Genomic DNA, 13,661 nt, shown 5'->3' with positions numbered 1-13,661 from the left:
ATATGATCGAGAGAATTCGCTTCAAAGCAGCCCTTACTGTAATCACGGCGTTTTTTTTGACCGTGGCCTTTGTGTTGACGCCATGGGCGTCAAAGGCTGCATGGGCTGCGGATGCGCGCCCTGTCGCACCATCAGTCATCGCCTACTTTTTCCACGGCACGTACCAGTGAGTTACATGCAGAAAGATCGGCGATCTTTCAAAAGAAGTCATCACAAAGGATTTTGCTGATTACATCAAGGCAAAAAGGCTCAGTTTCGAGGTAGTTAACGTGCAAACCCCTGAGGGCGAGCACTTCATAAAGGATTTCGGGCTCTTCACCAGCTCCCTTGTGCTTGTGGAGCAGGAAAACGGGCGCTCAGTGCGCTACAAAAACCTCGCCAGGGTCTGGGAACTGGCAAGTGATGACACCGCACTTAAAAAATATGTGCATGATGAAACGGCCCAATTTCTGAAGGCTGCAAAATGAGGACAAGACCCCATGGATTTTAACAGCTCCTATCCGGCATTGACCGCCCTCTGGCTCGGCGTGCTCACATCCATCAGCCCATGCCCGCTTGCAAGCAACATAACCGCCCTCTTTTACATGGCTGGCGGCGCCGGTGGCGCAAGGCCAGGCAGGGTATTTTTTAAGGCGCTCTGTTACGCCGCCGGCAGGGCCGTGGCCTACACCCTCGTGGCATGGCTTCTGGCCTGGGGCGTCCTTTCAGTGCCGGCCGTTGCGAATTTTCTCCAGACCTATCTGAACCAGGTCCTTGGGCCGGTGTTATTGATAATTGGAGCGGTGCTGATGGGGTGGATCAGGTTTCCGGCCATAGGGCTTTCAAAGGGGGATAGGCTGAAGGGCCTCGCGGACAGGGCCGGGACCGGTATGGCCGGCGCTGGGTTCCTCGGCCTCCTCTTCGCCCTTTCCTTTTGTCCGGTTTCGGCGGCCCTGTTCTTCGGAAGCCTCCTTCCCATTGCAATAACAAAGCAAAGCCCGGTGATCATGCCAGTCTTTTACGGCCTTGGCACGGCCCTCCCTGTGGTGGTTATCGCCATCCTGCTCTCCCTGGGCATGGATGTGACAGGCAGGCTCTTTTCCACGGCCAGGGTGTTTGAGACCTGGATAAAAAGCCTTACGGCAGCGGTATTTTTTGCCGTGGGCGGCTATTATACATGGTCTTTTCTGCTCTCTCCCATATTCCATTGAGTCTTAATGACCTGATTCTCCTGACAAGGATAAAATATGATATATAATTTGAACAAGGGCTGGATGCAGACTTGCGCGCATAAACGGGTCCAATATCCGATGCTTTCGTAAAAAATCCGGAATGTGATGGCCAAACAGGGGCGAACCTTACCAGAAGGAGGATGAATTATGTCTGAGCAGAGTTGTTCAATAACCTCCCCCGACCTTTCGCAGATAGAGGTTGTAGTCCTGAAGCCGGAAAGCAGGGTCAGTGATTACCAGGAGGCCGTGACCCTTGCCAGGAGCCAGGCTGCGCAGCGGTTCGAGGAGTATATGCTCGTTTCCTGGTATGACAGGGATCGGGATTTCGAGTCACCGCCCAATACCACCGAGTGTCCGAAGGCCTGTCAAAAGAATGGCTATATCTTCTATGGCCTGAGCCATGGCGCAAAACTCAAGGTGGATATCGAGAACGGCCGCTTTGTCTTTTTCTTTGCCCCGGTGGAATAATAATCCCTGGTACAGTATACCTGATGCAGGGACGAAACCATTTCGTATAAGTCGAGTCATATCTGTATGGAGCGCGTCTGGATCAGGATGAACTCGGTCGTCGCTCCAGCATTCTACAGCGCCACAGACTCGAGCTGGGCACCTCTTTTAGCCTTTTTTCATGCCGGTTGTTGTTTTGCGGCCATGTCTGGTGTTACGTCACATGGCACCTCAAGCGAATCGGCGATACTCATAAAACTCTGGAACAGCTTCACCGCCATCATCGCCTCGCATATCTCCTTCTCGGTGGCTCCGGGACATAAGGCCATGGTCTGGTGCGCCAGATGGCAGTATTGGCATCCCTTCATTACCGAGACCACCATAGCGATTATCTCCTTTGTCTTGCGGTCCAAACTACCCTCCCCAGCATGATCCTCTTCACCCGAAACCAGTTCAACTCGGCCCACTCGGGATCCACCGCCGCCTGTGCTTTAAAGAAATTGGGTATCATGCCAAAATTTGCCTTCATATCGTCATAAACTCCGCCGCTTTCCCTGTAGCCTGTTCCTCGTGTAACAGCTTGCATCCCGTTGTGTCCTCCTTAGCAATGGAAATTTCCCCCTTGGCCTTCCGGATTCACGCCTGGTCCATTGGAACCAAGAATATCTCTCCTGTCATCCGCAACGCCTCATCCTCTTCCTCGGCACATCTTTCTTTGACCACTCTTAGAAGCCTTCCAGCCGCTGTCTTATTCCAAAACCATTGTTTGAACGCCGAAGCCCCGGACAATCCGATCGAGCCTGGCCGGGCCAGCACTGCCTCGTAGTAAAACGTCCTGAGGTCAGTTGCAGCAAGGCGAAGCGCGGTAGCCAGATCGAAGTTGTGCACTGGCACATCAATTGCCTCTCCCAAGGCAAGGCGGGAAAGCAGTTCCAAGGCGTCCTCCGGCCCGAAGTATCCGACCGTCGAACGCCCGCGCCTCTTAAGATTCAGGTCATACCACGGCCGCAGTTCCGCGACCTCGCGCCTGAAGGCGGATACGAGCGCCCTCTCACCCGTCTCGTTTCCCGGAGGCGGAGCGAAACTGGCGGGGCAGGCCAACCCTTTCTCTCCGTATTCCGCTCCGGGTCCATCCCCAGGCGCTTCTTCGGTGAAGTCCCGGAGCACCGGCCCTTCCGAGGTCTCCAGAAGTTCAAGGGCCTCCAGGAGCACCCTGCGCTGGAAGTCAGCGGCATCAGGGGCGCCCAATGGGCGGCCGAGTTCGAAGGGTACCCAGAGCGCCCTAGGTGGGCGTATGATTTCCGTATGTTCACGGATAAGGCTGATCTGTGTGGTGGGAATGCCTTCTGATTCGAGGTAATGCGCCAATGCGCCCACGGCGCGGGTGCAGAGCGGTCACACCGGCACCAAGAGGGCTGCGTCCACGCCGTCACCCTTTAGAATAGCGGCCATGTTGCGCGCTGACGGCTCCATTTCTGCTGGATTGGCCCCTCCCATAAATGAATAATGGTAATCGGCCACGCTTCCGATGACGCCATCAGCTGCTAGTTCATGGAGCCGATCCAAAGGAAACACTACATTCCAATCCCGCTGGAAGCCGGTGCGATCGAAATTGGTCGATATGTGGGTCATCACCAGATCCATGGCCTTCGTGTCCGCCGGGATTATACGGTACTCCCCGCTCATCCCCACGAAAGGACGGTCGTCACGACGATGCAGTCCGGCGGTGGATATTAAGGACACCCGCCGTTGCGATAGAGGCGACCCCTGCACCCATGGCTCGTCCTTAAATGAAGGACAGGGAAGGTCCGCTATGTGAGAGCGAAGAGGTTCTGGTATTTTTTCAAGTCTTGCCATTTAAACTCCTTTTCCGTTATGCATTGTCTTCCCGGGTCCTGCGTTCCGGCAAGGAAAGATATCCGGCTGCGCCCGATGCCCAATACCCTAATAAGTTGTATATGCAACTCTATGGACAAAAAAATTATTTATTTTGGATAGTTCCCATCGGCCAAAACCTTTCCGTCAGCTTCATCAACGCATTGGCTCCATCCCGGCCGAGACAGCTCAATGTATCATCCTGCGCCTTCGCCCAGGCAAGATACGCCTTCTCAAGGACGCTTTCGCCTTTGGGGGTGATTTTGACAACAGCAAACCCGCTCCCACCTTCTTTGATGGAGTCTATCCAATTATTTTTTTTCATGCGCTCGATATTCCTGCTCAGGGTTGATTTCTCCATATGCAGAATCCTGCATATGTCACCGTATCTAGCGCCGCCTGTAATAAGGATGATCGTCAGGATGCTAGCCTGATTGAGGCTTATGCCATACGGACGCATGGCCGTATCATATATATTTGTTATGATGCGATTTAGCAGTCTGACCCTGACGGCAATACAGTCTCTTGAGATCAGCTCCGCCTGCTTGCGAAGATTAGAGTTTTTCATGTATATGTCTCTATGTTGTATATACAACATATCTAAAATAACCCAGTTTGTCAAGGATGGCTTCCTAGCAATCACCACTTTACCACATTCACCAGGGCCGGGCCCCGCTGCACGGTCCGGTGGTATTCCACCGCCGGTTCGCCAAAGGCCATCGCATACCCCAGGGTGTGGTTTTCGGGAATGCCGAGCCTGCCGGCCACGTCGGGGCAGGCGGCAAGTGCCATCATGAAGATGCCGTCCCAGACAGTGCCGACCCCGTGGGCATGGGCGATCAGCTGGAAAGTGGTCAAGGCGATAAGGGTATCCTGTACCGGACAGGGGGCGTCCGCCGGTGCGCTGGTGATGATAAGATGCGGCGCTCCCCGAAAAAGAATGTCCTTGCCCTCCTGCTGCCAGGCAATGACAGCTCGGCCGAGGTACTTGCCGGTCAGACCTTCCGGTAGTCTCCCTTCATCTTGAAGTTGCGCAAGGCGGCTAATCAGATGATCCCGTAGCCTGTTCATCACGGCCCGCTCCCTGACCACGGTGAAGAGCACCGACCTTGAGTTGACCCCGGTGGGCGCATGGCAGGAGATTTCAAGCAGCTCGTCGATCAGCTCCGGGGCCAGATCCCTATCGCGATAGCGGCGCACCGACCTCCTCCCCTTGATCAGGGTCGCAAGGCCTGCCGGATCCGGCATGTTTCCCTTGAGCACGGTGCCCGCGTCAGGGTCCTTGCCGAGGATCGAAACGGCCGCGGTCGGGCAGACGGCAAGGCAGTGCTGACACTGGAAGCACCCCGCTTCATTGGTCATTTTAGGGTAGCCATCCATGACGATGACACCCGCCGGGCAGTCAAGCGCACATTCGCCGCACTGGATGCAACGCTCCTCATCGATGTGAAACTCAATCATGGTATCCTCCTTCAGGATGCTCATCCGCATACATCTGCTCTTTCCCCTCCCTTCTTATCCCTCACCCCAGCCCTCTCCCACAAAGGGAGGGGGGGATTTTTGCCTTCTTTAACCTTAATTTTTTATAGAGAACCATTATTTAATATATCATCTCCGGCCGTCTTGGCAAAATAAAGAGACCAGTTCTTTTTTAGCCTTAACTACTTGATTTTCCTAAAAAGACCTTGCATAAGATATTTTTTATTTACCGTTTTTGTGACATAGATCACAATCCTTTGTGAGCGGCGTCATTGAATCGATCTGACGCTATCCCTTAGTGTGTTTAAAAAAACAAGGAGGGTTTGTTATGTCAAAAAAGGGGATAGTGCTTTCTGTCTTTTTGTTTTTGTCTGTGTTTTGCCTGAGTAAACAGGCTAACGCAGGCCCTGCGATTGATTTTGGGGACAATGGGGGTTACTTGCAGATTGATGTAAAATTTCAGGGCATCCTGGACCATACTGATTTTGGGGCAGGAACCGATAATAACAAATCTCGCAATGACCTCTACTTAAGAAGGGCGAGGCTTGTCTTTACCGGAATGTTTAATGACACCTGGGGCGCCAAATTCCAGACCTGCGGCGGCACCAGCGCAACCCGCAACCTTGGAGGCGGCGGCTATGAGCTTGCCAAGTCGAACACCAAGGCCAACTCCCAGATAAGACTGGTCGATGGCTACTTGATCGGTATGCTCAGTGACCAATTTAATCTGAAAGTCGGTCTGACCAAGATCCCTCTTACAAGGGCGAATCTGGATGAGTGCTTCAGCCCGCTTTCCACAGAGAGATCGGCCTTTGTCTATTCGCCCTTCGGCACGGACGCCACCAAGAACAGCAGAGACATGGGCATCGTGGTGCACGGCAATTTCTTTGAAAATCAGATGAAATACTGGCTTGCCGTAATGGAGGGCAGGGAGGGATCAACCAGTTATGAAAATACATTTGTTGATAAAACATTCAAGTCAAGCGCTGCGCCAAGGAGCTATCTTGAGTATGTCGGCAGGGTGCACTGGTCATTTCTGAAACCAGAGACAGGACCTAGTGGCTCAGGCTACATGGGCACATATCTTGGCAGGAAGGGCAAGATACTCACCATCGGCGCTGCCGCCGCATATCAGCCGGAAGCCGCATACAAATACACAAAGGCCGACCCAAACAACCCGCTTGACGCCGTGGTATTAAATAAGAATGACACCGTTGATTATAAGGCGTATACAACGGATATCTTTTTTGAATACCCGTTTGATAATGGTGGCGTGGTGACCGCCACAGCGCTGTATCTGCATGCAGACCTGGATGATGCCTACAAGACCGCCCTTGCCCCGGCGGATCAGGCCACGATAGTCGCTGGTCTCCTCGGGCAGAAAGAGGGCTGGTACACAAAGCTTGGCTATATACTCCCTGTGACAGTCGGGCCAAAGGGCAAGTTACAGCCGTTCGGACGCTATGAGCACTGGAATATGGCATCCATATTTAACGTAAAGAATCAGCATATTGACCAGTTTGGTGTTGGCGCTAACTACTTTGTCATGGGAAACGACTCGGTCAGATTCAGTTTGGAGTATCAGAGGACTGATTTTGACAAAAAGACAATGATCGGCGATTACATGGACATGTCAAAGAACCATAAGCTTTACGATGGTTATGATGTATATACTGCAATGTTCATGGTCGTATTCTAGGGCGTGATTTTAAGTAACCCCATGTCTTAAAGAGACAGGGGGTTACTTTTATAAATTAAGGGGAAAAAATGAAAAAAATAGTCGTTTTCTTCGTCATAGGCATGGCCTTTTGCGCGGTCTCTTTTGCAGAGGAGCTGGTGGTGAATCTGAAATCAGGCAATACCATAGTAATAAAATATACAGGAACCATTCAGGGGGTGACGCTTAAGGGTACAACCGACGCCATAGAGGCCATGAACATACAGGGCGTCCCTGATGGAGCGGCCGCGCAGCAGACAGGCCAGCCTCAGGCTCAAAGGCAGGGCCAGGCCCAGGGCAAGGTCGAAAAGGCCAAAGACAGCAATGATGGCAGCTGGTTCAAGTTGAGATGGGCCGCCCCCAAAAGGGAAGACTAGCCTAGGCCCTTAAGTCTAATGGCGATGTCGAGATGGATCCCCATGAAGCCCTTTCCCGGGAAAGGGCCGGACGGAGAACCCTGCGCCCGTCGTTCAGACTTGGCAGACCTGGCCATACTGAACCAGTATCTGGAGCGTTTCACCAGCATGTCAAAGCGGCTGAGCCATCTGCCCGGTCAGGGCCGGGCATGGATCGCCCACGTTGATGCGCTCAAAAGCCTTGTAGCCATTTTGTTTGTTGGCAGAGGCGATTTTGAAACAATAGATCAACTTTCCAGCGATCGTTTTTTTGCCGAGTCTCTCGGGCTCAAAGAAATCCCTTCAGAGTCCGCGCTAAGGCGGCACCTGGAAGAATATGCCGAACCCCTCGGCGCTGTTGCAGATATCTGTATTACTGAATTTTTTAAACGCGCAAGTATCCCTCTTGATACCTTGCCGGATGGCCATGTTACTTTGGATATCGGCGTGTTGCCCATGGCTGACCCATGCTCCTTCCTGGGAAGGGCGCGGTGGGGCCATGTCTGCAAAAATCTTCGAGATTTAATCCCTGTGGTTGCCTGTCTGTCCATGAGGAAATGGGCCCTGACCACAGGGCTTCTCGGACGAAGCAATGACGAATTCGCCGCATTTCTTGCCAGGGTGATTGACAAGGCGCAAGGGCTGACAGACGCCCCTCTGCTTATTCGCATGGACGATGTCTGCGGGGCGTGGGATGCATGCAAGGCGCTATCCAAATGTAACCAGGCGGACTACATACTGAAATGGAATTGCCACGATCAAAACCTGCCCCTCTGGTACCGCCGGGCCTTTACTGAAGGCAGGGTCAACACATCCTGCCCTGGCAAAGAGGTGGCGCTTTTAAGCGTGGAAGATCAACACAGCCGGGATAATGAAGACGGGACCCAGCACAAGGCCGGTGCGCGGCTGGTGATAATGGTGACCAAATACACCACTGATAAGTCAGGGGCGACACTGTTGGTGCCAGAGGTCAAACTTGAGGGGTGGTGGACCTCGCTGCGGCTCTCTGAAGAGGCTGTCATCGCCCTTTATCAAGATCACCTGGCCCAGGGGCGGCACATAAGTAGATTTAAAAATGAAACAGGCCTGGATCGGTTCATCTCTTCCATGCCATCTGTGAACCAGGTGATTCTGGCCAGTGCTGCGCTCGCCTGCAATATCCGGCATCTCATATATCAACCGGGTTTTATGATTGAGGAACCATCACCATCCGCGGAATCAAACGCCCCCTGATCAAACTTTAAATCTCTCCTTTTATTCAACTAATTGGCAATAGACCCTGCTATATTTTATAACCAGACCCCCGATAAGGGCGTTCAGGAGTAACGAATAAATTATTTTTGATAACATGTTGTATAAATTTTTGTTTATTGTATCATATTGACACATATTTTAATTTTTAATATAAAATTTTTTGTTGCGCAACAAAAAAACAACCCTTTGTAGTCAAGATCAAATTGGCTTTTATGAATCTGATTATTAAAAATAAATCGCAGTTAAAGAAGGATTGCATCGATGATTTTCTTGTAAGCATCCCCACGTTTGCAGGTCTAAGCGAACAGGCTTTAGCTGAAATAAAGGCGCACCTATATAAAAAAAATTTTTCAAAGGGAAAACTGATATATCAAGAGGGAGATGCGGTCAATATCCTTTATATAGTTGAAATGGGCAAGATAGAGATATATAAGACCAATTCCGACGGTAAAAAATTTACGATCTGGTTTATCAAGCCCAGGGAATTTTTCTGTCTTGCGATGATGCTGTATGGGGTTGCCTTTGCAAATGTAGAGGCGGTGCAGAATACCATGGTGTATTGTTTAAACAAAAAAGATTACGAGGCGGTCATAAACAAATATCCAGAGATTTCAGCCAGACTTTTGCAGTGTCTTGCCGGCAAGATGGTCGCCTATTCAGGCCTGGTGGAAAAGTCGGTATTTTTTAAGGCCCAATCCCGTATTGCATCGATACTTATCAACCATCATTCTATTGACAAACAAGGCGTACCTGTTTGTCAGCTCTCCCAAAACGAAATCATGTCCCTCGCAGGCATAGCCCGTGAAACCGTCTCTCGAATGTTGAGGAAATTCAAGGAAGAGGGCCTGGTAAGCGTAAGCCGCTGCAATATCCACATACAAGATATGGAGCGGCTGAAGAGTAAATTGCTGGAGGGAAGCGGGTCTGATTTATTTTAAAAATGTGTCTTCTGCACAAGCTCAAGAAACTCATCCTCATTTATAATTTTGATCCCGAGCTCCATTGCCTTTTTGAACTTTGATCCAGGATTCTCGCCGGCCACAAGATAGGAGGTGCCTTTGCTTACTCCCGATGCGGTTCGCCCGCCAAGCCTTGTCACCAGCATCTTTGCCTCATCCCTGGTAAATTTGGATAGTTTGCCTGTAAAGACAAAGGTCTTTCCCTCAAGCGAGGGTCCTCCTGTCGTGCCTGAGTTTGAGAACGTTATTCCGGAGCCTATTAGCCGTTCGACAAGCACGCGGTTTTTTTTGTCGGAAAACCACGTCCTTATGCTGGATGCCGCCTCGGGCCCAATGCCTTCCACGGACGTCAGTTTCATTTCATTTGCATCAATAATTTGTTTGATTGAAGTAAAGCTATTTGCAAGCACCTGGGCCGTGGTCTCGCCTACATGTCTTATGCCAAGGGCGTAGATGAAACGTGCGAGTGTGGTCTTCTTGCTCTTTTCTATGGCCGCCAAGAGATTTCGCGCTGATTTTTCAGCAAATCGTTCAAGCGAGGTAAGGTCGCTCAGCTTGAGCGTATAGAGGTCGGCGACCTCTCTGACAAGCCCGGCCGTTATCATCTGTTCCGCCACCTTTGGGCCGAGCCCGTCTATATCCATCGAACCCTTGCCTGCAAAGTGTACAAGCTGTTTTACGAGTCTCGGGAAGCAGTCAGGATTAGGACAACGCCATACTGCCTCCTCTGGTCTTTTGACAAGCCTTGAACCACAAACAGGACAGGTCGAGGACATCTCGAATATCCGCTCAGCGCCGGTCCTTCTTTCTATAAGCGGGCGGACGACCTCCGGGATTACGTCGCCGGCGCGTTTTATTATAACCCAGTCGCCTATACGTATGTCTTTTCTGCGTATTTCGTCTTCATTGTGTAGGGTAGCGCGACTTACCATCACCCCACCTACCCGTACAGGTGCCATTATGGCTATCGGTGTGACAGCGCCTGTGCGCCCTACGCTTAATTGGATGTCCTTGATCACAGTCACAGCTTGGGCAGCTTCGAACTTGTAAGCCAGCGCCCAACGCGGACTTTTTGCCTTTTCTCCGAGCCTGGTCTGGAGTTCAAGGCTGTTTACCTTGATCACGATGCCGTCTATCTCATAGCTCAGGGTGTCCCTCTTCTCTCCGATGCGTCGGTGATAGCGTATGGCAGCCTCTATACCTGTTATTTTCTCCGCCAGCGGATTTACCTTGAGCCCCCATTTTTTGAGGGTAGAGAGTATCTCCCATTGTGTCTTGAATGTGCGGCCCTTTACTATTCCAACGCCATAGAAAAATACGTCGAGCGGGCGTGATGCGGTTATGGCAGGGTCAAGTTGACGCAAAGAGCCAGCCGCTGCGTTTCTAGGGTTGGCAAACAATGGTTCACCTCTGGCCTTTCGTGCCTCATTTAATGCATTAAAGCCGTCTTTGTTTATAAATATCTCCCCTCGCACCTCGAGTCGATCCGGCAGGGGCACCTCGTGCCCAATCAGTTTCAAAGGCACCGCCCTGACCGTTCGTATATTATTGGTTACGTCTTCGCCTATGTAGCCATCTCCCCTGGTTGAGCCGAGGATAAAGATGCCGTTTTCATAGACTAGTTCGATTGCGAGGCCGTCCATCTTAGGTTCGACTGTATATTCGATCTCTTTCTCTGTCCCCAGAAACCTCCTAATCCTTCTGTCGAACTCGATCACGTCGCCCTCGCTGAATGCATCGTCAAGGCTAAGCATCGGGACTGTATGATGGGCCGTGGCAAATTTGTCAGACGGCTGCGCCCCTATCCTTTGGGTGGGTGAGTCTGGTGTCACCGCCTCAGGATATCTGGTTTCAAGGTCTATGAGCTCGTGCATAAGGGCGTCATAGTCTTCGTCGCTTATGATAGGCTGATCAAGCACATAGTAGCGGTAGTTGTGGTAGTTGATCTCTTGTCTTAATCTGCCTATGCGTTCAAGGATATCCTTGTCGATCACTTTTTATCCGCCTACTACTGTTTTGTTGCAATTACTCGCCCTGCTTGATGCAGGCCGTTCTTCAATTACCTCAAAATTTATGTGTCTGCGTGCGACATTTACCTCTTTTACACGTACCTTCACTATGTCGCCGATTTGAAACGTTCTCTTATGCCTTTGACCTACAAGCCTGTATCCCGCCTGGTCAAATACATAATAGTCGTCCGTAAGATCGACAAGCCTGACCGCCCCTTCGATAAAGACATCTTTGAGTTCAACAAAGAAGCCGAATGACGCAACCCCTGAAATGACGCCTTCATACACCTCTCCAATCTTGTCTGCCATAAGTCTGACCTTGAGCCTGTCTATCATCTCGCGTTCGGCCTCCATGGCCGTCCGCTCCTTCTGCGAACAGTGTCGGCCTAGATCAGAGAGGACCTCTTCCGTATAGAGAGGCGTCTTTTTTCTGCGTCCCATATTGGCGGTGAGTATTCTGTGAACTATGAGGTCAGGATAACGGCGAATGGGCGAGGTGAAATGCAGGTAGTGGGTCGAGGCGAGGCCGAAGTGCCCGATATTTATCGGCGAGTATACGGCCTGCTGCATGGAGCGTAAGAGCAGCGTATTTATTATGTATTCAATAGGCGAGCCAGCTGCCTTTAGCAGTACCTCTTGACACCACCTTGGGCTCATCTCATCTGGAAGCGCGATGTCAAGGCCGATACCTCGGGCGAATGAGACAAAGTCGTTCAGTCTCAGCCTGTCGGGTTCAGGATGTACCCTGTAGAGGGTCGGGACGTCGTTCTTTGCAAGATGCGCGGCTACAGCCTCGTTTGCCGCGAGCATAAACTCCTCTATTATACGGTGGGCGATGTTGCGTTCGCGCCTTACTATATCTTCGAGGTTGCCTTGAAGCCCAAGGATTATTTCTGGTTCGGGCATGTCAAAGTCTATGCTGCCCCTCTCGACCCTCTTTGCATTGAGGATAAGGGCGAGCTCTTTCATCAACTTCAACATCTTTGCAAGCCAGCGATCTTCCTCTGCAATATCACTCGTCTTGCACCCCAATAGGCTGGTCGCCTCGGTATATGTCAACCTCCGATGGCTCTTTATCACGGCCTTCGAGAAAACGACCCGCCTTAGATTTCCCTGCCTGTCAAGGTTGAGCTCTATTGCAAGGACCAGGCGATCTTCACCTGGCACCAGGCTGCATAGGTGATTTGAAAGGGTTTCGGGCAGCATGGGGACGACCGCGTTTGGGAAATAGACACTTGTGCCCCTTTCTCGCGCGGCTTCGTCTATAGGTGAGCCTTCTTTTACGTAATGGCCTACGTCCGCTATGGCTACGATAATGACATAACCAGTCTTTGTCTTTTTTGCAAAGACCGCATCGTCGAAGTCCCTTGCATTCTCGCCGTCGATCGTAATAAGGGGTATGGCCCGCAGGTCCTTTCTGTCGCTGATGTCCTCTTGGCTTATGATCTTTGGCAGTTCAGCGGCCTGCCTGACAACATCGTCGGAGAATTCATGCGGCAGCTCGTACTTGTTTATGACTATCCTAGCTTGGACACCGAGGTCGTTCGGATCGCCGAGTATCTCTATCACACGGCCCTCTGGACTCCTCCCCTCCGGCAGGTAATTTACTATCTCCGCAACCACCACATCGCCGTTTTTGGCCTTCAGTGTGGCCTTTTTCGGTATGGCGACCTCAAATGCAAGGCGCTCATCTTCGGGTACAACAATTGCAATATCCTTGCCCTTATGGAAGGTCCCGACTATCCGCTTTGTCCTCCGCTCAAGTATCCTTATAACTGAGCCTTCTTGCCGTCTCCCCCTGGTCTGTTCTATCCGCACCACCACTCTGTCGCCGTGTATGGCCCCTTTTAAGGCCTTCGGCGGGATAAAGATGTCAGGACCTCCTGTCTGTTCCGGTGTTACGAATCCAAAGCCGTCAGGATGAACGGAGATGTTCCCTGTAACAAGGTGCATGAGATCTGAGAGCCCATATCTCTTGCCCTTGATCTGTAGGACTAGCCCTTTATTTATGAGGGCCTCCAGCGCGCTGGCGGATTCATGCCTCTCTTCCCTATTGAGATTGGCTGCCTTATTGATCTCTCTTAAGAAAAGAGGACGTCCTGCATCTCTCATCACCCTCAGGATGCGGATGGATAATGGATCTGTTTTGGATGTATGTTTAGGCTTTGTTGGGGGTTTTTTATCCAGCGTATTTTTTTTCTTTGTCATTATTAAAATTATACGGTCAATGTGGCATCCGGTCAATCTTTTGCGAATCCAAGCCGTTCCTTTCTCATGCTGAATGTCTCGGTAGGGGATGGGCTTTTTTCGACCGA

The 13,661-nt window shown here is 51.2% G+C and carries 15 protein-coding genes; 8 read left to right on the top strand and 7 right to left on the bottom strand.

The features are described 5' to 3' along the window. Nucleotides 1-2 precede the first annotated feature (2 nt). The 4 genes from LGS26_RS09555 (at nucleotide 3) to LGS26_RS09540 (ending at nucleotide 1,679) form a co-directional block, all read left to right on the top strand. Nucleotides 3-170, top strand: a complete 168-nt coding sequence (locus LGS26_RS09555) for a hypothetical protein (RefSeq protein WP_237888638.1) — start codon at nucleotides 3-5, stop codon at nucleotides 168-170. Nucleotides 171-185: 15 nt separating this feature from the next. After that, nucleotides 186-467 (top strand): nitrophenyl compound nitroreductase subunit ArsF family protein, encoded by a 282-nt coding sequence (locus tag LGS26_RS09550; RefSeq protein WP_330873345.1) that lies wholly within the window; start codon nucleotides 186-188, stop codon nucleotides 465-467. A gap of 12 nt (nucleotides 468-479) precedes the next feature. Next, nucleotides 480-1,190 carry an aromatic aminobenezylarsenical efflux permease ArsG family transporter gene (locus tag LGS26_RS09545; RefSeq protein WP_237888637.1) on the top strand — a complete coding sequence of 237 codons (711 nt, stop codon included), beginning with the start codon at nucleotides 480-482 and terminating at the stop codon, nucleotides 1,188-1,190. 168 nt (nucleotides 1,191-1,358) lie between these two features. Next, complete coding sequence (locus LGS26_RS09540; protein ID WP_237888636.1) at nucleotides 1,359-1,679, top strand: AF1514 family protein; 321 nt, start codon at nucleotides 1,359-1,361, stop codon at nucleotides 1,677-1,679. A 158-nt stretch (nucleotides 1,680-1,837) separates the two neighbouring features. On the opposite strand, the gene LGS26_RS09535 is transcribed toward LGS26_RS09540, so the two are convergent. The 5 genes from LGS26_RS09535 to LGS26_RS09510 form a co-directional block, all read right to left on the bottom strand. Beyond that, on the bottom strand, nucleotides 1,838-2,071 hold the full coding sequence (locus LGS26_RS09535; protein ID WP_237888635.1) for a carboxymuconolactone decarboxylase family protein: 234 nt from the start codon (nucleotides 2,069-2,071) through the stop codon (nucleotides 1,838-1,840). Continuing rightward, nucleotides 2,047-2,244, bottom strand: a complete 198-nt coding sequence (locus LGS26_RS09530; RefSeq protein WP_237888634.1) for a hypothetical protein — start codon at nucleotides 2,242-2,244, stop codon at nucleotides 2,047-2,049. The genes LGS26_RS09535 and LGS26_RS09530 overlap by 25 nt, the downstream gene beginning before the upstream one ends. Before the next feature lie 50 nt (nucleotides 2,245-2,294). Further along, the gene (locus LGS26_RS09695; protein WP_269137054.1) at nucleotides 2,295-3,515 is read right to left on the bottom strand and encodes a glycine/sarcosine/betaine reductase selenoprotein B family protein; all 1,221 of its coding nucleotides are present in this window, start codon (nucleotides 3,513-3,515) and stop codon (nucleotides 2,295-2,297) included. 124 nt (nucleotides 3,516-3,639) lie between these two features. Beyond that, complete coding sequence (locus LGS26_RS09515) at nucleotides 3,640-4,101, bottom strand: MarR family winged helix-turn-helix transcriptional regulator (RefSeq protein ID WP_237888631.1); 462 nt, start codon at nucleotides 4,099-4,101, stop codon at nucleotides 3,640-3,642. Nucleotides 4,102-4,172: 71 nt separating this feature from the next. Next, nucleotides 4,173-5,024, bottom strand: coding sequence for a nitroreductase family protein (locus tag LGS26_RS09510; RefSeq protein WP_237888630.1), 852 nt, complete (start codon nucleotides 5,022-5,024; stop codon nucleotides 4,173-4,175). A gap of 316 nt (nucleotides 5,025-5,340) precedes the next feature. Here LGS26_RS09510 and extI point away from each other — a divergent pair, with 316 nt between their 5' ends. The 4 genes from extI (at nucleotide 5,341) to LGS26_RS09490 (ending at nucleotide 9,316) form a co-directional block, all read left to right on the top strand. Continuing rightward, nucleotides 5,341-6,711: a selenite/tellurite reduction operon porin ExtI gene (gene extI / locus LGS26_RS09505; RefSeq protein ID WP_237888629.1), complete on the top strand. Its 1,371-nt coding sequence runs from the start codon at nucleotides 5,341-5,343 to the stop codon at nucleotides 6,709-6,711. A gap of 68 nt (nucleotides 6,712-6,779) precedes the next feature. After that, the gene (locus LGS26_RS09500; RefSeq protein ID WP_237888628.1) at nucleotides 6,780-7,106 is read left to right on the top strand and encodes a hypothetical protein; all 327 of its coding nucleotides are present in this window, start codon (nucleotides 6,780-6,782) and stop codon (nucleotides 7,104-7,106) included. A gap of 42 nt (nucleotides 7,107-7,148) precedes the next feature. Then, on the top strand, nucleotides 7,149-8,357 hold the full coding sequence (locus LGS26_RS09495) for a hypothetical protein (protein WP_237888627.1): 1,209 nt from the start codon (nucleotides 7,149-7,151) through the stop codon (nucleotides 8,355-8,357). Nucleotides 8,358-8,590: 233 nt separating this feature from the next. Continuing rightward, nucleotides 8,591-9,316, top strand: a complete 726-nt coding sequence (locus tag LGS26_RS09490) for a Crp/Fnr family transcriptional regulator (RefSeq protein ID WP_237888626.1) — start codon at nucleotides 8,591-8,593, stop codon at nucleotides 9,314-9,316. On the opposite strand, the gene ligA is transcribed toward LGS26_RS09490, so the two are convergent. Both ligA and rnr read right to left on the bottom strand, forming a co-directional pair. Further along, the gene (gene ligA / locus LGS26_RS09485; RefSeq protein ID WP_330873293.1) at nucleotides 9,313-11,331 is read right to left on the bottom strand and encodes an NAD-dependent DNA ligase LigA; all 2,019 of its coding nucleotides are present in this window, start codon (nucleotides 11,329-11,331) and stop codon (nucleotides 9,313-9,315) included. The genes LGS26_RS09490 and ligA overlap by 4 nt on opposite strands. Before the next feature lie 3 nt (nucleotides 11,332-11,334). Continuing rightward, on the bottom strand, nucleotides 11,335-13,554 hold the full coding sequence (gene rnr, locus LGS26_RS09480; RefSeq protein WP_237888625.1) for a ribonuclease R: 2,220 nt from the start codon (nucleotides 13,552-13,554) through the stop codon (nucleotides 11,335-11,337). Between the last annotated feature and the right edge of the window lie 107 nt (nucleotides 13,555-13,661).

The sequence above is a fragment of the Dissulfurimicrobium hydrothermale genome (assembly GCF_022026155.1).
Taxonomy (GTDB): domain Bacteria; phylum Desulfobacterota; class Dissulfuribacteria; order Dissulfuribacterales; family Sh68; genus Dissulfurimicrobium; species Dissulfurimicrobium hydrothermale.
This window is presented reverse-complemented; position numbering and strand designations above follow the sequence as displayed.

Coding starts and splice junctions, on each gene's coding strand:
- LGS26_RS09555 (WP_237888638.1), top strand. CDS start 3: ATGATCGAGAGAATTCGCTTCAAAGCAGCCCTTACTGTAATCACGGCG.
- LGS26_RS09545 (WP_237888637.1), top strand. CDS start 480: ATGGATTTTAACAGCTCCTATCCGGCATTGACCGCCCTCTGGCTCGGC.
- LGS26_RS09540 (WP_237888636.1), top strand. CDS start 1,359: ATGTCTGAGCAGAGTTGTTCAATAACCTCCCCCGACCTTTCGCAGATA.
- LGS26_RS09530 (WP_237888634.1), bottom strand. CDS start 2,244: ATGCAAGCTGTTACACGAGGAACAGGCTACAGGGAAAGCGGCGGAGTT.
- LGS26_RS09515 (WP_237888631.1), bottom strand. CDS start 4,101: ATGAAAAACTCTAATCTTCGCAAGCAGGCGGAGCTGATCTCAAGAGAC.
- LGS26_RS09510 (WP_237888630.1), bottom strand. CDS start 5,024: ATGCGGATGAGCATCCTGAAGGAGGATACCATGATTGAGTTTCACATC.
- extI (WP_237888629.1), top strand. CDS start 5,341: ATGTCAAAAAAGGGGATAGTGCTTTCTGTCTTTTTGTTTTTGTCTGTG.
- LGS26_RS09500 (WP_237888628.1), top strand. CDS start 6,780: ATGAAAAAAATAGTCGTTTTCTTCGTCATAGGCATGGCCTTTTGCGCG.
- LGS26_RS09495 (WP_237888627.1), top strand. CDS start 7,149: ATGAAGCCCTTTCCCGGGAAAGGGCCGGACGGAGAACCCTGCGCCCGT.
- LGS26_RS09490 (WP_237888626.1), top strand. CDS start 8,591: ATGAATCTGATTATTAAAAATAAATCGCAGTTAAAGAAGGATTGCATC.
- rnr (WP_237888625.1), bottom strand. CDS start 13,554: ATGACAAAGAAAAAAAATACGCTGGATAAAAAACCCCCAACAAAGCCT.